Origin of the sequence: Streptomyces flavofungini (assembly GCF_041028215.1) — a bacterium.
Lineage (GTDB): Bacteria > Actinomycetota > Actinomycetes > Streptomycetales > Streptomycetaceae > Streptomyces > Streptomyces flavofungini_B.
This window is the reverse complement of sequence record NZ_JASKYR010000082.1, coordinates 1-15,500: the sequence shown is the minus strand read 5'-3', so window position 1 is coordinate 15,500 and position 15,500 is coordinate 1. Positions and strand designations below refer to the sequence as shown.

Genomic DNA, 15,500 nt, shown 5'->3' with positions numbered 1-15,500 from the left:
GCCGGGGCCCGCCCGGCCGCCGCGCGGGCCCCGGGGGCCTCGGGGGCGGCTGCCCGCGCCCGTTCCCGGGGAGATCTGGTGGGCGCTCGTCCCCTACGAGGACGGGCCCGGCGGCAAGGACCGGCCCTGTCTGGTCCTGTCGGTCCGCGGCGAGCGGGCCCGCGTCGCGAAGATCACCAGCCGGTACCACGACGAGCGCCCGGGGGTGATCCCCCTGCCCCCCGGCTCGGTGGGCGACGCCCAGGGCCGGGCGAGCTTCCTGGAGACCGACGAACTGAGGGACGTCCCCCTGACAGACTTCCGCCGCGGCGCGGGCACGGTAGACCCGGCGGTATGGGACCAGGTGAAGTACTTGGCCCGGTGAACCTGAGCCAGAATCCAGCCCGTCCGGCACTCGATGACAACCGGCCGAGCCAAGATCCAGCCCGTCCGGCACCTGAGAACAACCGGCCGAGCCAAGATCCAGCCCGTCCGGCACCTGAGAACAACCGGCCGAGCCAAGATCCAGCCCGTCCGGCACCTGAGAACAACCGGCCGAGCCAAGATCCAGCCCGTCCGGCACCTGAGAACAACCGGCCGAGCCAAGATCCAGCCCGTCCGGCACCTGAGAACAACCGGCCGAGCCAAGATCCAGCCCGTCCGGCGTTTGAGGACAACCGGCGAAGCCGGTGCCACGACCACCGGCCGGGCCGAGAATTCAGCCCGTCCGGCGTTTGAGGACAACCCGGCGGAGCCGGGGACGCGGAGGCCGGTCAGCGAAAGACGGGGGAAGCGAGGAACCGTTCTCCCGGGCGGCTAAGCCCACAGCTGGCCGTGCAGCGTCTCGATCGCCGCCTCCGTGGTGGGCGCGGTGTAGACGCCCGTGGACAGGTACTTCCAGCCGCCGTCGGCCACGACGAAGACGATGTCCGCCGTCTCCCCCGCCTTGACCGCCTTCCGGCCGACACCGATCGCCGCGTGCAGCGCCGCGCCGGTGGAGACGCCCGCGAAGATGCCCTCCTGCTGGAGGAGTTCACGGGTACGGGTGACCGCGTCGGCGGAGCCGACGGAGAAGCGGCTGGTCAGGACCGAGGCGTCGTACAGCTCGGGGACGAAGCCCTCGTCGAGGTTGCGCAGGCCGTAGACGAGATCGTCGTAGCGCGGCTCGGCGGCGACGATCTTGATGTCGGGGTTCTGCTCCCGCAGGTACCTGCCGACGCCCATGAGGGTGCCGGTGGTGCCGAGGCCCGCCACGAAGTGGGTCACGGACGGGAGGTCGGCGAAGATCTCCGGGCCCGTCGTCGTGTAGTGGGCGCCCGCGTTGTCCGGGTTGCCGTACTGGTAGAGCATCACCCAGTCCGGGTGCTCGGCGAAGAGCTCCTTGGCCACGCGGACCGCGGTGTTGGAGCCGCCCGCCGCCGGGGACGAGATGATCTCGGCGCCCCACATGGCGAGCAGGTCGCGCCGCTCCTGGGAGGTGTTCTCCGGCATGACGCACACGATGCGGTAGCCCTTGAGCTTGGCCGCCATCGCCAGCGAGATGCCGGTGTTGCCGGAGGTCGGCTCCAGGATCGTGCAGCCGGGCGTCAACCGGCCGTCCTTCTCGGCCTGTTCGACCATGTGCAGCGCCGGCCGGTCCTTGACGGACCCGGTCGGGTTGCGGTCCTCCAGTTTGGCCCAGATGCGGACGTCGCCGGAGGGCGAGAGCCGCGGCAGGCGTACGAGCGGCGTGTTGCCGACCGCGGCGAGCGGGGAGTCGTAGCGAGGCATCCCTGATCGGGCCTAGACCATGCCGCCGGCGACGGCCGGCAGGATCGTGACGTTGTCGCCGTCGGCGAGCTTGGTGGAGATGCCGTCGAGGAAGCGGACGTCCTCGTCGTTGAGGTACACGTTCACGAAGCGGCGCAGCTTGCCGTCGTCGACGATGCGGTCCGCGATGCCCGCGTGCCGCGAGTCGAGGTCGGCGAAGAGCTCGGCGAGGGTGCCGCCGCTGCCCTGCACTGCCTTCTCGCCGTCGGTGTAGGTGCGGAGGATGGTCGGGATGCGGACCTCGATGGCCATGCTGAGGGCTCCTGTCGGGAGTCGAGAAGGACGAGAGGAAGGACGAGAGGGACGGAAGGACGGGGACAACGGCACGTACGACGGGTACGACGAGCACGTCAGGTGCGCGAGTGCGGGCCGTACGGGTGCCGGGCGCACTCCCGCCGCACTCCGCCCGCGCCGACCAGGGTGGCACGCGGGTGCGAGCGTGCGGCGGCCCGGGGGCGCCCGGCGGAACGGTTCAGCGGGAACAGATCGCGCTGGCGAGGCGGCACAGGTCGACGTGCAGCCGCGCCACGAGCAGCAGGGCGCTCGGCGTCTCTTCGCTCACGTCATGGGGAACCATGCGGTCATCGTATCGATTCCCGGTCCGGGTTCTGGAATGTGATCTCGGATGGTGGACGAATGGTGTTCAGGATGCGGGCGCGGGGGCGCCAGGGGGCAGGTAGACCACGGTCGGGGCGCCTGTCGTGGGGTGCCTGCCGACCTCGGCCTCCACTCCGTAGACCGTGGCGAACAGCTCGGGTGTGAGGACCTCATCGGGCGTCCCGGAGGCGACGGGGACGCCGCCGTCGAGGACGTAGAGGCGGTCGCAGTAGAACGCGGCGAGGTTCAGGTCGTGCAGGGCGAGGAGGTTCGTCGTGCCCAGGCCCCTGACCAGGGAGAGGACATCGAGCTGGTAGCGGATGTCCAGGTGGTTGGTGGGCTCGTCGAGCACGACCAGGGTCGGTTCCTGGACCAGGGCGCGGGCGACCAGGGCGCGCYGGCGTTCGCCGCCGGACAGGGACGGGAACGCCCGGTGGGCCAGGTCCTCGACGCCGACGCGGGCGAGCGCCTCCCGTACGAGTGCCTCGTCGGCGGCGGTGTCCGCCTCCCAGAAGCGCTTGTGCGGGGAGCGTCCCATCGCGACCACCTGGTGGACACTCAGCTCGAAGGCGGCCTGCCCGTCCTGCGGGACGGTGGCGAGCCGCCGGGCGCGCGCCTTCGCGGGCAGCGCCGCGAGATCGTCGCCGTCAAGCAGGGCGCGGCCTCCGGTGGGGCGGAGGGTCCCGTACACGCAGCGCAGCAGGGTCGTCTTGCCGCTGCCGTTGGGGCCGACGACGCCGACGGTCTCGCCGGGGGCGGCGGTCAGGTCGACGCCGTCCAGGAGGCGCCTGCCCGCCACCTCGTACGTGAGGCCCTCCGTGCGGAGCTCGCCCGCGCGGGGGCGCGAGGTGGTGCGGGGGTGCGCGGTCGTGCCGGGGCGCGTGGTCATGCCGGGACTCCTTCGGTACGCCGCCGCAGCAGCCAGAGGAAGAACGGGCCGCCGGTCAGCGCGGTGAGCACACCGACCGGGATGTCCTGCGGGGCGGCGACGGTGCGGGCGGCGAGGTCGGCGACGACCAGGAACACCGCGCCCATCAGGGCGACGACCGGGAGCAGCGGGCGGTGCGCGGCGCCGACCAGCATGCGGGCGGCGTGCGGCACCATCAGGCCGACGAAGCCGATGGCTCCGCTGTACGCGACGAGTACGCCGGTCAGGAGCGTGGCGAGGACGAACACGGCGACGCGGAAGCGGGCCGTGTCCAGGCCGAGGACGGTGGCGCCCTCCTCGCCCACGAGCAGCAGGTCGAGCGGGCGGGCCAGTGCCATCAGGAGGGCCGTGCCGACGGCGAGGGTGGCGCAGGGCAGGGCGAGCATGTCCCAGCGGGCGCTGCCGAGGCCGCCGAGCGTCCAGTACAGGACCTCCTTGAGGTGGTCCGCGCTGTCCGCGGTGACCAGGATGAGGCTGGTCAGGGCGGTCAGGATGTACGAGACGGCGACTCCGGCCAGGATCAGCCGCCCGGTCGCGAAGCCACCGCCGCCGCTGCGCGCGAGAGCGTGGACGAGGACCAGCGAGAGCATCGCGCCCACGAAGGAGGCGGCGGGGATCGTGACCGTGGTGGCCAGCGCCGTTCCGATGCCGAAGACGCCGCCGAAGACGATCGCGGCGACCGCGCCGACGGAGGCGCCCGAGCTGACGCCGAGCAGGAACGGGTCCGCGAGGGGGTTGCGGACCAGGGCCTGGAGCACCGTGCCGATGACGGCCAGTCCGGCGCCGACGGTGGCGCCGAGGAGAACCCGGGGAAGCCGTACGTCAAGGACGATGGTCCGGAAGGGGGAGGGTTCCGCCCTGCCCATGAGGATCTCCAGGACGTGGCCGGGCGGGATGCGGACGGAGCCGAGTGCCAGCCCGGCGACCATCGCTGCCGCGAGGGCCAGGGACAACCCCGTCAGTGTCAGGAGGCGCCGCCTCTTGAGGCTCGGTCCATCGCCCCGCGGGCCCGTCCTCGAACGCCGGACGGGCTGACGTACCGCTCCCCCGGGCTTCGAGGCACGCCGGACGGGCTGCGTCACCCCTCGTCCGGGCCGAGCGTCCCGCGCCCCCCTCACAGCTGTTCCGCCAGCTTCTTCACCGCCCCCGGTGCTCTCACCCCCGTGACCATGTCCGAGAGCCGCAGGACCGCGAAGCGTCTGTGCTTGACGGCGGGGACGTCCGCGAGGACCGGGTCGTCCAGGAGGCGCTTCTTCTTCTGGGCCACCGTCGTGCCGCCGTAGTCGAGGATGACGATGGTCTCCGGCTTGCGCTCGACGACCTTCTCCCAGGACGCGTCGCCGAAGGACTTGTCCACGTCGGCGAAGACGTTGCGGCCGCCCGCGCGGGTGATGATGTCGTTGCCGATGCCCCGGCCGCCGACCGTGAACGCGGTCTTGTCGCCGCTGTCGTAGACGAAGACCGGCAGCGGCTTTCCGCCCTTGGCCCCGGCCTTGTCCGCCGTGACGGCCAGTTCGCGCCGCGCGGCGCCCACCCACTTGTCCGCCCGCTCGCGCACCCCGAAGGTCGAGCCGACCTCGCGCACCTCGCGGTACACGTCGTCCATCGTGACCGGGCGCTTCGCGCAGCCCTCGACGTTCAGGCGGCTCTTGATGCCTGACTTGGCCAGCGCCGACCGGCTGCGGCCGTCACCGGCGAGGAAGGCGCTGGAGTAGCCGCCGTAGACGAAGTCGGGGTTGGCGGCGAGGAGTTTCTCGTAGGAGGGGTACTCCTTGGCGAGGACCGGGGCGGAGGCGTAGGCCTTGGCGTACTTCGCGAGGACCTTGTCGTCGAGGTAGGCGGTCCCGGCGAGCCTGTCCTCCAGGCCGAGTTCCAGCATGACCTCGGTGACGTGCTGGTTCATCGTCACGGCCCGCTGGGGCGGCGCGTCGTAGGTGGTCTTCACGCCGCAGTTGGTGACCGTGTACGGGAAACCGGCCCGCTGGGCGGCGGACGCGGCCCTGCCGTCGTCGCCCGGGCCCGGTGAGGAGCACGCGGCGAGCGGGGCGAGGAGCGCCGCGGCGGCGAGCACGCGTACCGGACGGGGCACGGCGCGGGAGATCTGCGCGGCGCGGGAGATCCGCGGGGAGCGGGACATGGCTGAACTGCCTCCTCCAGGGGATTTCCGCGTCCCCTGCGTAGCGTGGAGAAGGCGGCAGGTCAGTTCCTGACTCCCCCGCCCCCGGTCGGGGGTGGGGTCACAGTGGCGGGACCGTGCCGGGTTCGCACCGGCTTCCTGGCTCCTGCCGCCTTGTACTGGGTGGGTCAGCGCTCAGTATGCCTCGACGACCCGCACGTCCTCCTCGGTGACCTCGCCGTCCACGATGCGGAACGAGCGGAACTGGAAGGGGCCCGCGTCGTCGGTGTCCGCGGTGGAGACCAGGACGTAGTGCGCGCCGGGCTCGTTGGCGTAGGTGATGTCGGTGCGGGAGGGGTACGCCTCGGTCGCGGTGTGCGAGTGGTAGACGATCACCGGCTCCTCGTCGCGGTCGTCCATCTCGCGGTACAGCTTGAGCAGGTCGCCCGAGTCGAACTCGTAGAACGTGGGTGAGCGCGCCGCGTTCAGCATCGGGATGAACCGCTCGGGGCGGCCGGTGCCCGCCGGGCCCGCGACCACGCCGCACGCCTCGTCGGGGTGGTCCTGGCGCGCGTGGGCGACGATCTCGTCGTGGAGGGCCTGGGTGATGGTCAGCATGGGAGCCAGGATAAGCAGAGGGCCCGTACGTACCGGAATGTGGTACGTACGGGCCCGAATGCTGGACAGCGGGCTACATCAGGCCTTGTCGGCCGTCTTGTCCTCGGAGGCGGCGGCGACGTTCTTGCGCTTGCTGAACGCGGCGGCCTGCGGGTTGCGCGCCTTCAGGACGTAGTACGCGGTCACCAGGATCGCGGCCCAGACCGGAGCGGCGTAGAGCGAGATCCGCGCGTCCTTGTCCACGCCCATCATCACGATGACCATGCCGATGAAGAGCAGCGCGAACCAGCTGGTGTACGGGGCACCGGGCGCCCGGAAGGTGGACTGCGGGAGCTCGCCGCGGTCGGCCTTGCGGCGGTAGCGGATCTGGCAGGCCAGGATCATGATCCAGGCCCACATGCCGGAGATGGTCGCGAAGGAGACGACGTAGTTGAACGCCTCGCCCGGCCACTGGTAGTTGATCCAGACGCCGACCAGCATGAACGCGGCGGAGACGGTGGTGCCGACCAGCGGCAGGCCGTTCTTCGTGAGCTTGGTGAAGAACGCCGGTCCCTGATTGTTGAGCGCCAGGTCGCGCAGCATGCGGCCGGTGGAGTACATGCCGGAGTTGCAGGAGGAGAGGGCGGCGGTGAGGACCACGAAGTTGACGATCGCGGCGCCGACGCCGAGGCCCATCTTCTCGAAGGCGGCGACGAACGGCGAGACGCCGGGCTGGAAGGACGTCCACGGCACGACCGAGAGGATCATGATGAGCGCGCCGACGTAGAAGACGGCGATGCGCCACGGCACGGTGTTGATGGCCTTGGGCAGGACGGTCTTGGGGTCCTTGGACTCGCCCGCGGTGACGCCGACCAGCTCGACGGCGAGGAAGGCGAACATCACGATCTGGAGCGTCATCAGCGTGGAGCCGATGCCGTTCGGGAAGAAGCCGCCCTGGTCCCAGAGGTGGGTCACGGAGGCGGTGTCACCGGCGTCGGAGAAGCCGATGGTGAGGATGCCGAGGCAGATCAGGATCATGCCGATGATGGCGGTGACCTTGACCATCGAGAACCAGAACTCCAGCTCACCGAAGAGCTTCACGGAGATGAGGTTCGCGCCGTACAGGATGACCGTGAAGATCAGCGCGTACGCCCACTGCGGGATGGCGTCATGTGTCCAGTACTGCATGTACTGGGCGGCGGCGGTGACTTCCGTGATGCCGGTGACGACCCAGAAGAGCCAGTACGTCCAGCCGGTGACGAAGCCGAAGAACGGGCCGAGGAACTCGCGCGCGTACTCGGAGAAGGAGCCCGAGACCGGGCGGTACATGAGGAGCTCGCCGAGCGCCCGCATGATGAAGAAGATGACGAGGCCCGCGATGGCGTACGCCAGGATGAGGCTGGGGCCGGCCTTGTGGATGGCCTTGCCCGCGCCGAGGAAGAGGCCGGTGCCGATGGCGCCGCCGATGGCGATCATCTGGATCTGCCGGGCCCCGAGCCCGCGCTGGTAGCCCTCGCCCTCGCCGGAAGACCCGGCGCCCTGCACGACACCATTGCCGCCGTGCTCGTCGTGATGCTCTTCGACCTGCACTGAGGTCATGGTGACGCCTTTCTCCATGCTGATCCGCGCCGCTTTCTGCGGTGTGCCGCGGATCAGGTCCTGATCCCCCCGGATATGGATGGAGTGCTACCGACGGTCTGCCGGCCCGAGCGCCCTCAGCGACATGGGTGGCGTCGCCGAGCGGTCGTGAAGATTTATCACGGGGGCAACAGTGAGGGAATGAGCCACTTGTGGTGTACACCACATGAAAAAGCGGACAAAGGCGTGCGATCGCGAGCAGAACAGGGCAATGCCGTGACGTGATCGTTATACGGATTTGAGCATCCGCTGAGCGAACGGTCCACCGCGTGAACGCAAGCTGTCCGTTACACCAATTTTCGCTGCATATGGCATCGAATTCGCGTCGAGGTTAACCCGTCAACGTCTCAACCAGCGTCTCCTGCAGTCCGCCCAGCCAGAGATAGGCCATCACCATCGGCTTGCGGGGGTCGGAGTCGGGCAGCCGGTACAGCAGCTCGGCGTCGTCCTCGTCGGCGACTTCGAGCCGTGTGCCGATCGCGAGCCGGAGGTCATTGAGGGCGCCGAGCCAGTGCCGGGACTCCTCGACCGTCAGTTTCAGGCCAATCTCGCCCTCGCCGGACGACGTCGCCGCGTCCAGCGAACGGATCACGACGAGGGCGTCGTCGCGCTTCTTCGCCCGCAGATCGTTCTCCGTGAACCGGCGGAACTCCGACGAATACGCCCGCAGTTCGTCCTCGTCCCCCCGCTCACTGCCGGGACCGCCGTACGCGTCGGGCAGCAGGCGCCGCATCACCGGATCGGCGGGCGGCTCGCTCGGGCCCTCCGCGAAGATCTCCGCGAGGGGATCGTCCGAGGGTTCACCGCCCGGCCCTGGACCGATCAGCTCCAGGAGCTGCACGGCGAGGGAGCGGATGATCGAGATCTCGACCTCGTCGAGCGCGACGGTCGCGCCGCCCCCGGGAATCGGTTCGAAGTGTCCTGGCATCAGATGCGTCGCTGCTTCCGGTCCGTCCGCTGTCGCCGGGCCCGCCGGTGCGCGGCCCGCCCTCTCGCGGCCCTCACTTGCGGTCCTGCTGAAGGGTGGCCCACAGGCCGTACCCGTGCATGGCCTGCACGTCGCGCTCCATCTCCTCGCGCGTGCCGCTGGAGACGACCGCCCTGCCCTTGTGGTGCACGTCCATCATCAGTTTGTCGGCCTTGGCCTTCGAGTACCCGAAATACGTCTGGAAGACGTACGACACGTAGCTCATCAGGTTGACCGGGTCGTTGTGCACGAGCGTGATCCAGGGAACGTCCGGCTCGGGGGCGATGTGCGCCTCTTCGTCCGATTCCGGGCGGGTGATCTCTGCGGGAGCCGTACTCACCCGCCCCATGCTGCCACCACCGAGGGGCCCTCGCACAAATGGGCCCACGAAATCGTCAGAGTGACGAGATGCGGGGTAGCATCCTTCGTATGAACACAGCGGACCTTGGGCTGCCGGTGGATGTTCCGTCGACGGCGCTCTTCACCGACCAGTACGAGCTGACGATGCTCCAGGCGGCCCTGCGGGGCGGTACGGGCGACCGGCGCTCCGTCTTCGAGGTCTTCACCCGCAGACTCCCCGAGGGGCGCCGCTACGGCGTGGTGGCCGGAACGGGCCGGGTGCTCGACGCCGTCGAGAACTTCCGCTTCGACGCCGATGTGCTCGGATTCCTGCGCGAGCGGGACATCGTCGACGAGGCGACGCTCCAGTGGCTCTCCGGCTACCGCTTCACGGGCGACATCTGGGGCTACCCCGAGGGTGAGGTCTACTTCCCCGGCTCGCCGATCCTGCGGGTCGAGGGGTCCTTCGCGGAGTGCGTGCTCCTGGAGACCGTGATCCTCTCCATCCTCAACCACGACTCGGCGATCGCCGCCGCGGCCTCCCGGATGTCCTCGGCCGCCGGGGACCGCCCGCTGATCGAGATGGGCGCCCGCCGCACCCACGAGCTGGCCGCCGTGGCCGCCGCCCGCGCCGCGTACGTCGGCGGCTTCGCGACCACGTCCGACCTGGCCGCGGGCTTCCGCTACGGCATCCCGACCGTCGGCACCAGCGCCCACGCCTTCACCCTGCTGCACGACAGCGAACGCGACGCCTTCCGGGCCCAGGTCGACTCGCTCGGCCGCGGCACGACCCTGCTCGTGGACACCTACGACGTGACCGAGGCCGTCCGGATGGCCGTCGAGGTCGCCGGGCCCGAGCTCGGCGCCGTGCGCATCGACTCCGGCGACCTGCTGCTCGTCGCCCACCGGGTGCGCCAGCAGCTCGACGAGCTGGGGGCGACCGAGACGAAGATCGTCGTGACGTCCGACCTCGACGAGTACGCCATCGCCTCGCTCGCGGCGGCCCCCGTGGACGCGTACGGCGTGGGCACGCAGCTCGTCACGGGCTCCGGGCACCCCACCGCCTCGATGGTCTACAAGCTGGTGGCCCGCGCCCACTCGGCGGACCCCAAGGCCCCGCTCGAACCGGTGGCGAAGAAATCGCTGGGCGCGAAGAGCTCCATGGGTGGCCGGAAGTGGGCGGCGCGGCGCCATGACGCGTACGGGGTCGCCGAGGCCGAGGTGATCGGCACCGGCGCCGTACCGGCCGGGCTCGCCGACCGTCAGCTCCTGGTCGAGCTGGTCAAGGGCGGTGAGGTCGTCGCCCGTGAGCCCCTGGACGCGGTCCGCGACCGGCACGCCGCCGCGCGCGCCCGGCTGCCCCTCTCGGCGACGCAGCTCTCGCGGGGCGACGCGGTCATCCCCACCGAGTACGTCTGAGCCCCTCTTCACGCAGGGCACACAGAGTCTCTACGCTCGTACTCACTCCACCAGAAGGAACCCGCCATGCGCCGCGCACTGATCGTCGTAGACGTACAGAACGACTTCTGTGAGGGCGGCAGCCTCGCGGTCGCCGGTGGGGCCGACGTGGCCGCCGCCATCACCGAGCTGATCGGGCAGGCGCCCGCGTGCTACCGGCACGTGGTCGCCACCCGCGATCACCACGTCGACCCCGGTGCGCACTTCTCCGAGCACCCGGACTACGTCGACTCCTGGCCGCCGCACTGCGTGGCGGGCACGGAGGGGGTCGGCTTCCACCCGAACTTCGCTCCCGCCGTCGCCTCCGGCGCGATCGACGCCGTCTTCGACAAGGGGGCCTACGCGGCCGCCTACAGCGGGTTCGAGGGCGTCGACGAGAACGGGGTCTCCCTCGCGCGATGGCTGCGCGAGCGGGAGGTCACCGAGGTCGACGTGGTGGGTGTCGCCACGGACCACTGCGTCCGGGCCACCGCGGTGGACGCGGCACGGGAGGGGTTCCGGACGACCGTCCTGCTTGACCTGACGGCGGGGGTCGCCGCGGCGACCACGGAGGCGGCGATGGCGGAGCTCCGGTCCGCCGGGGTCGAGCTGACCGGGAAGCCGGTCGTCTGAACGCCTCGGGGCTCCGCCCCGGACCCCGCTCCTCCATCGCCGGAGGGGCCGCCGGAGGGGCTTCTTCACACGCCCGTCGGACTGATCCTTCCCGGGCCGCTCTGCCGCTTCAGCGCCCGTACCGGATGCCACAGCTCCCGGACGTCGTCCGGGGCCGTGCGCCATATCAGGCCGTCCGGGTGGTGCAGGACCGCCGTGACCTCGTCCGGCGTCGGGGGCTGCGCGTTGCCCCGCAGGTAGACCGCCCGCAGGCCGAGGTTGCGGACCCTGGTCAGGGCCCTGGCCCGGTTGACGGCGTGGACTATCACCCTGACGGCGCCGCCGCGCGGCGCCGGTCCCGGCAGGGTCAGTGCCACCACCACGCTGCCGTTCGGCAGCTTGCAGAAACCTCCTGCGGACATGCTTCGTCACACCCCCGTGAGACGTCGTGCGGGATCTTCGACCGCCTCGGCCGGCCCCCGCGTCAATAAGAGAACCACAGGACGCACTCAAACACGATCGGCCGCCGCCCGCTAGGGGGCGACGGCCGATCATGGTTTGACCTGCGGAAATGCTAATTACTTCTTGGAGGGGCCCACCTGGACCGTGATCGACGAGCCGTCCTTGGGCTGCTCGATGATCTTGATCTGGGTGTTGGTGTCAGTGACCTTGACACTTCCCGTCGGGTTCTCCTTGTACCAGTAGGTGCCCTTGTGGTCGTCGAAGACCGAGACACCCTTGCGCTTGAGGAGCTTCAGCGGCACGTCCGCGTTGTGGAGCGTGAACGAGTCGGTGCTGTACTTGCTGAACGGCGCGTCGTACGGCTGGATCTTGTTCCGGAGGAGCGTGCCGTCCTTCCACTTCAGCGGCTTGGCGTGGGCGTCCACCGGAAGGATCAGACCCTGGCCCGGGTGGGCGCTGGTGTTGTTGTCCTTCTGCGAGGTGTCCCACTGCCAGACCATCAGACCGGTCTGGTACGGGTAGTGCTCGACCCAGTCCGGACGGGACTTCGAGAAGCCGAAGTTGTACGGGCCGACCTCGAGGGTCTCGTCGTAGGAGACGTACTGGCGGTTCTCGGCGAGGTAGTACTGGTCGTACTTCTTGGTGAAGGACTCGCCGATGCGCGAGAAGCCCTTCGCCGTCCAGCCGTTGTCGTCGCCCTCGGCGCCGTCCTCGAAGAGCTTCGTGCCGTCCGCGGTGACCGCGAGGGCGTCGGCCGTGAAGCCCTTGCCGCCCGCGCCGCCGTCCGTGGAGTAGCGGAAGCGGACGTCGATCTTCTTGCCCGCGTAGGCGTCGAGCGGGAAGACCAGCTTCTTGTACGCGCCGGAGGCACCGGTCAGCGCGGGCTTGTCACCGGCGTCGCGGGTGATCGGCTTGCCGTCCGCGGTGCCGTCCACCGGCGTCCAGTTGGCGCCGTTGTCCGTCGAGACCTCGGTGTAGAGGTAGTCGTAGTTGGCCTCGATGTCCCACCAGCCCTGGAGCGACAGGTCGGCCTTGGCCTTGCCGGTCAGGTCGACGGAGCGCGTCAGGGTGTTCTTGAGGTCGTCACCCTGGTCGCTCCACCACTGCTTGGAGCCCTCGGCGGGCTTCACGACGGTGGTCTTGACCGACTTCTTTGGCAGGTCGACGACGAGCGCCTGACGGTGGCGCGTGTTGTACTCCGAGACGCCGAGCTTGTGCTCGGACACCGTCGCGGCCTTGGCCTTGGCGTAGTCGAGCCAGCCGAGCTGGAACTTGTCCCAGGCGGTCATGTCGCCCGGCAGGTCACCGATGGCGTTCTTGCCGGTGCCGAGCCAGGAACCGGCCGACATCAGCGACCAGAAGCCGACCGAGTTCTCGCCCTTGCCCGAGGTGTCGTACAGGTCGGGCAGACCGAGGTCGTGGCCGTACTCGTGGGCGAAGACGCCGAGGCCGCCGTTCTCCGGCTGCATCGTGTAGTCGCCGACCCAGATGCCGGTGTCACCGATCTGCGTGCCGCCGGCCTTGTTGTTGCCGGGGCCGGTCTTGCCCGCGTCGTTGCCGTAGGCGTACCAGCGGTGCGCCCACAGGGCGTTCTCGCCCTCGGCGCCGCCGCCGGCCGACTCGTCCTCGCCCGCGTGGACGATCTGGAAGTGGTCGATGTAGCCGTCGGGCTCGTTGAAGTCGCCGTCGCCGTCGAAGTCGTAGCGGTCCCACTGGTCGTACTTGGCCAGGTCCGCCTTGATCTGCGCGTCCGTGCGGCCCTTGGCCTTCTGGTCCTTGGCCCAGGCGGTCACGCCGTCCTTGACCGCGTCCCAGACGTTCGGGCAGTTGGTGTCGCCGCAGTAGTTCGAGCCGTAGCGGGCCTCGTTGTAGTCGACCTTGACCCAGTCGGAGACCTCACCGTCGACCGAGTAACGGCCGGACGAGGTCTTCTCGTAGTAGGTCTTCAGCGAGTGCTTCTGCTTGCCCTTGCTGTCCTTGCCCTTGCCCTTGCCGAAGTACAGGTCCTGGAAGTGCTTCTGGTCGTAGTCCTTCTGCCAGGCCGTGCTGTTGTCCTTCTTCGGGTCGGGCTTGGCTATCTTGTTGTGCAGCGGGCCGGGCTTGCCGCCGTACTTCTTGACCGGCGGCTGCGGACCCTCGGGGCCGTCCGGGTCGTACATGGTCGTGTCGTCGACCTTGTTCCCGAACTCCACCAGGATCGTGAAGATCTTGTCGGTCTTCTCGCGGCCGAGTTCGACGTACTTCTTGTCGTCGAGCTTGACGACCTTCGAGGCGCCCTTCTTCTGCACCTTGGCGTCCCCGGCGACGACCTGCTGGAGGGCCGCCTTGCGCTGCTGGGCCTGCTGCTTGCTGAACGGGCCTTCGAGGTCGTGGTCGACCTCGGCCTTGGCCCGCGACGGGTCCTGCCGGTCGATGGCCGGCGCCCCGCTCGGGGAACCGTCCCCGGCCGAGGCCGTCGCCGTGGAGTACGTGGCGGCGGCAGCGGCCATCGCCACGGCCACCGCCGTGGCTCTGAACGTCCGTGTTCTGGCTGTCACTTGATGATTTCCTCCCCACGCGCCCGCGCGAATGGCGGACCGAATTCCCGGTCGGAGGAGGTCCGCGCGCGATGTACGCGTCACAAGTGACGACATTCGACCGGAAGTGCGGGAGAAAAGACAGACCTTGACTTGAACAGGCCAAGTGCACTATGCAGACCCGCGCATCCGGTATCCGGACGTCATACGCCCCATTCGTGCGAAGTCAACAGGCGCTCCCGGCCGTCCGCTTGATGGACGCCATGAACCCGTGCGCCCCCCGTGCTCTGCACCGTGGGTTAGGTCACGCTTACCGCCCGTTCCCGTCGGGCATGCAGCGTCTTAGAGTCAATCGACGGTGCGCTACCGCGCGCGGCGGCACATCCCAAGTCGCCACCGTCGGGCACCCTTTGATTCGTATACAGCCGTACACATATCCGCATCCGCCCCCATGGTCACCAACCTGGGGGGGTCCCTGCCGAGGACGGATCACGTCATGCCTCGTCCCATGCCACGTCCGACCACCGCACAGATCGTCTACGGTTCGCTGACCGTCGTCTTCTCCACCCTCGCCATGCTGCTGCTCTCCCGGACCGCTTCGGGCGTCGGTGTCGCGGTGATAGCCGTGGCCGCGCTCGGCCTCGGCCTCCTGGTGGCGATGACGGTCCCGCAGCCCAAGCCGGCGGCGCCGCCCGCCGCGCCCGAGGCCTCCCCGGCCCAGCGGCGCGTGCCCGCGCAGCGCCCCGTACTCGCCGATTCCGTACGCGAGACGGCGGGCCCGTAGAGCACGGACCCGCCGTCTGTGGGTGCCACCGCGACGAGGACTACCGGGTGCTGACCACCACCGTCTTCGCGGCCTTGTCGTGCAGGCCCTGTTTGTAGGGCTTGTCGAAGAAGCTCCAGCCGCCGCAGATCGCCGTCCAGATGCAGGCGCAGCAGAAGGCGAACGGCAGCCAGAGAACCGCTGACCTGGCGAGCGCGGTCTGCATGCTGGGCGTGGCCCCGTCGTTGAGGTTCGCGACGCGCAGCCCGAGCCACTTCTTGCCGAGCGTCTGCCCGGTCTTGCTGATCATGAAGGTGTCGTACGCGATGTAGAGCACGGCGGCCAGCAGCGATTGGCCGAACGAGCGGCCCGTGTTCACCTTGTCCGGGTCGATGTCGTACTCGGACGTGCCGAACGCCCAGGACAGCAGGCCCACGACGATGCCGACCAGGATCATGTCGATGATGCGGGCGAGCACCCGCTTCCCGCTGTCGGCCAGGGGCGGCATTCCGGCGAGGGGGTCCTGGCCGCCGTAACCGCCGGGACCTCCGCCGTAGGGCCCACCGCCGCCCCCCCCCGGAGGCACGCCGCCGTAGGGGGCACCGCCGCCGGGGGGCGGGGTTCCGTACCCCCCCCCCCCCCCCCCCCCCCCCCCCCCCCCCCCCCCCCCCCCCCCCCCCCCCCCCCCCCCCCCCCCCCCCCCCCCCCCCCCCCCCCCCCGGTGGGCCCTACGGCGGAGG

At 69.9% G+C, this 15,500-nt stretch carries 17 protein-coding genes and 1 riboswitch; of the genes, 4 read left to right on the top strand and 13 right to left on the bottom strand.

The window, feature by feature from the left end; all coding sequences use genetic code 11:
- Positions 1-364 (top strand): type II toxin-antitoxin system PemK/MazF family toxin (locus tag AB8Z36_RS08610; protein ID WP_369212608.1); only part of this gene is annotated, 364 nt, incomplete at its 5' end.
- A 431-nt stretch (positions 365-795) separates the two neighbouring features.
- On the opposite strand, the gene AB8Z36_RS08605 is transcribed toward AB8Z36_RS08610, so the two are convergent.
- The 10 genes from AB8Z36_RS08605 to clpS all read right to left on the bottom strand — a co-directional run bounded on the left by AB8Z36_RS08605 (position 796) and on the right by clpS (position 8,980).
- A complete protein-coding gene (locus AB8Z36_RS08605; RefSeq protein WP_369212607.1) occupies positions 796-1,749 on the bottom strand; it encodes a PLP-dependent cysteine synthase family protein in 954 nt (317 codons plus the stop codon).
- Between the two features lie 12 nt (positions 1,750-1,761).
- Positions 1,762-2,040: a MoaD/ThiS family protein gene (locus tag AB8Z36_RS08600; RefSeq protein WP_369212606.1), complete on the bottom strand. Its 279-nt coding sequence runs from the start codon at positions 2,038-2,040 to the stop codon at positions 1,762-1,764.
- Between the two features lie 220 nt (positions 2,041-2,260).
- Entirely contained in the window at positions 2,261-2,365 is a 105-nt protein-coding gene (locus AB8Z36_RS08595) for a putative leader peptide (RefSeq protein ID WP_363251067.1), read from the bottom strand.
- A gap of 66 nt (positions 2,366-2,431) precedes the next feature.
- Positions 2,432-3,274: an ABC transporter ATP-binding protein gene (locus AB8Z36_RS08590; RefSeq protein ID WP_369212605.1), complete on the bottom strand. Its 843-nt coding sequence runs from the start codon at positions 3,272-3,274 to the stop codon at positions 2,432-2,434.
- Complete coding sequence (locus AB8Z36_RS08585) at positions 3,271-4,242, bottom strand: FecCD family ABC transporter permease (RefSeq protein WP_440581879.1); 972 nt, start codon at positions 4,240-4,242, stop codon at positions 3,271-3,273. The genes AB8Z36_RS08590 and AB8Z36_RS08585 overlap by 4 nt, the downstream gene beginning before the upstream one ends.
- A gap of 185 nt (positions 4,243-4,427) precedes the next feature.
- Positions 4,428-5,402 (bottom strand): ABC transporter substrate-binding protein, encoded by a 975-nt coding sequence (locus tag AB8Z36_RS08580; RefSeq protein WP_440581878.1) that lies wholly within the window; start codon positions 5,400-5,402, stop codon positions 4,428-4,430.
- A 91-nt stretch (positions 5,403-5,493) separates the two neighbouring features.
- Positions 5,494-5,614, bottom strand: a riboswitch (cobalamin riboswitch).
- A gap of 10 nt (positions 5,615-5,624) precedes the next feature.
- Positions 5,625-6,047 carry a Mov34/MPN/PAD-1 family protein gene (locus AB8Z36_RS08575; RefSeq protein ID WP_369212603.1) on the bottom strand — a complete coding sequence of 141 codons (423 nt, stop codon included), beginning with the start codon at positions 6,045-6,047 and terminating at the stop codon, positions 5,625-5,627.
- 78 nt (positions 6,048-6,125) lie between these two features.
- A complete protein-coding gene (locus tag AB8Z36_RS08570; protein ID WP_369212602.1) occupies positions 6,126-7,625 on the bottom strand; it encodes an amino acid permease in 1,500 nt (499 codons plus the stop codon).
- A 370-nt stretch (positions 7,626-7,995) separates the two neighbouring features.
- Positions 7,996-8,592 carry a DUF2017 domain-containing protein gene (locus AB8Z36_RS08565; RefSeq protein WP_369212601.1) on the bottom strand — a complete coding sequence of 199 codons (597 nt, stop codon included), beginning with the start codon at positions 8,590-8,592 and terminating at the stop codon, positions 7,996-7,998.
- Between the two features lie 73 nt (positions 8,593-8,665).
- Positions 8,666-8,980, bottom strand: coding sequence for an ATP-dependent Clp protease adapter ClpS (gene clpS, locus AB8Z36_RS08560; RefSeq protein WP_369212600.1), 315 nt, complete (start codon positions 8,978-8,980; stop codon positions 8,666-8,668).
- An 80-nt stretch (positions 8,981-9,060) separates the two neighbouring features.
- On the opposite strand from clpS, the gene AB8Z36_RS08555 reads away from it, so the two are divergent.
- Positions 9,061-10,389, top strand: coding sequence for a nicotinate phosphoribosyltransferase (locus AB8Z36_RS08555; RefSeq protein WP_369212599.1), 1,329 nt, complete (start codon positions 9,061-9,063; stop codon positions 10,387-10,389).
- 66 nt (positions 10,390-10,455) lie between these two features.
- Entirely contained in the window at positions 10,456-11,040 is a 585-nt protein-coding gene (locus tag AB8Z36_RS08550; RefSeq protein ID WP_369212598.1) for an isochorismatase family protein, read from the top strand.
- 65 nt (positions 11,041-11,105) lie between these two features.
- On the opposite strand, the gene AB8Z36_RS08545 is transcribed toward AB8Z36_RS08550, so the two are convergent.
- Together AB8Z36_RS08545 and AB8Z36_RS08540 are read right to left on the bottom strand one after the other, a co-directional pair.
- Complete coding sequence (locus AB8Z36_RS08545) at positions 11,106-11,441, bottom strand: hypothetical protein (RefSeq protein ID WP_369212597.1); 336 nt, start codon at positions 11,439-11,441, stop codon at positions 11,106-11,108.
- 156 nt (positions 11,442-11,597) lie between these two features.
- Positions 11,598-14,018: an immune inhibitor A domain-containing protein gene (locus AB8Z36_RS08540; RefSeq protein ID WP_369212596.1), complete on the bottom strand. Its 2,421-nt coding sequence runs from the start codon at positions 14,016-14,018 to the stop codon at positions 11,598-11,600.
- Positions 14,019-14,505: 487 nt separating this feature from the next.
- Between AB8Z36_RS08540 and AB8Z36_RS08535 the strand changes: the two genes are divergently transcribed.
- Positions 14,506-14,781 (top strand): hypothetical protein, encoded by a 276-nt coding sequence (locus AB8Z36_RS08535; RefSeq protein ID WP_369212595.1) that lies wholly within the window; start codon positions 14,506-14,508, stop codon positions 14,779-14,781.
- A 40-nt stretch (positions 14,782-14,821) separates the two neighbouring features.
- Here AB8Z36_RS08535 and AB8Z36_RS08530 read toward each other — a convergent pair.
- On the bottom strand, positions 14,822-15,500 hold a 679-nt coding region (locus AB8Z36_RS08530), incomplete at its 5' end, for an RDD family protein (RefSeq protein ID WP_369212594.1).

Bases quoted from the DNA above. Each gene is read 5' to 3' on its own strand.
- AB8Z36_RS08605 (WP_369212607.1), bottom strand. From the start codon at position 1,749: ATGCCTCGCTACGACTCCCCGCTCGCCGCGGTCGGCAACACGCCGCTC.
- AB8Z36_RS08600 (WP_369212606.1), bottom strand. From the start codon at position 2,040: ATGGCCATCGAGGTCCGCATCCCGACCATCCTCCGCACCTACACCGAC.
- AB8Z36_RS08595 (WP_363251067.1), bottom strand. From the start codon at position 2,365: ATGGTTCCCCATGACGTGAGCGAAGAGACGCCGAGCGCCCTGCTGCTC.
- AB8Z36_RS08585 (WP_440581879.1), bottom strand. From the start codon at position 4,242: ATGGTCGCCGGGCTGGCACTCGGCTCCGTCCGCATCCCGCCCGGCCAC.
- AB8Z36_RS08575 (WP_369212603.1), bottom strand. From the start codon at position 6,047: ATGCTGACCATCACCCAGGCCCTCCACGACGAGATCGTCGCCCACGCG.
- AB8Z36_RS08570 (WP_369212602.1), bottom strand. From the start codon at position 7,625: ATGACCTCAGTGCAGGTCGAAGAGCATCACGACGAGCACGGCGGCAAT.
- AB8Z36_RS08565 (WP_369212601.1), bottom strand. From the start codon at position 8,592: ATGCCAGGACACTTCGAACCGATTCCCGGGGGCGGCGCGACCGTCGCG.
- clpS (WP_369212600.1), bottom strand. From the start codon at position 8,980: ATGGGGCGGGTGAGTACGGCTCCCGCAGAGATCACCCGCCCGGAATCG.
- AB8Z36_RS08555 (WP_369212599.1), top strand. From the start codon at position 9,061: ATGAACACAGCGGACCTTGGGCTGCCGGTGGATGTTCCGTCGACGGCG.
- AB8Z36_RS08550 (WP_369212598.1), top strand. From the start codon at position 10,456: ATGCGCCGCGCACTGATCGTCGTAGACGTACAGAACGACTTCTGTGAG.
- AB8Z36_RS08545 (WP_369212597.1), bottom strand. From the start codon at position 11,441: ATGTCCGCAGGAGGTTTCTGCAAGCTGCCGAACGGCAGCGTGGTGGTG.
- AB8Z36_RS08535 (WP_369212595.1), top strand. From the start codon at position 14,506: ATGCCACGTCCGACCACCGCACAGATCGTCTACGGTTCGCTGACCGTC.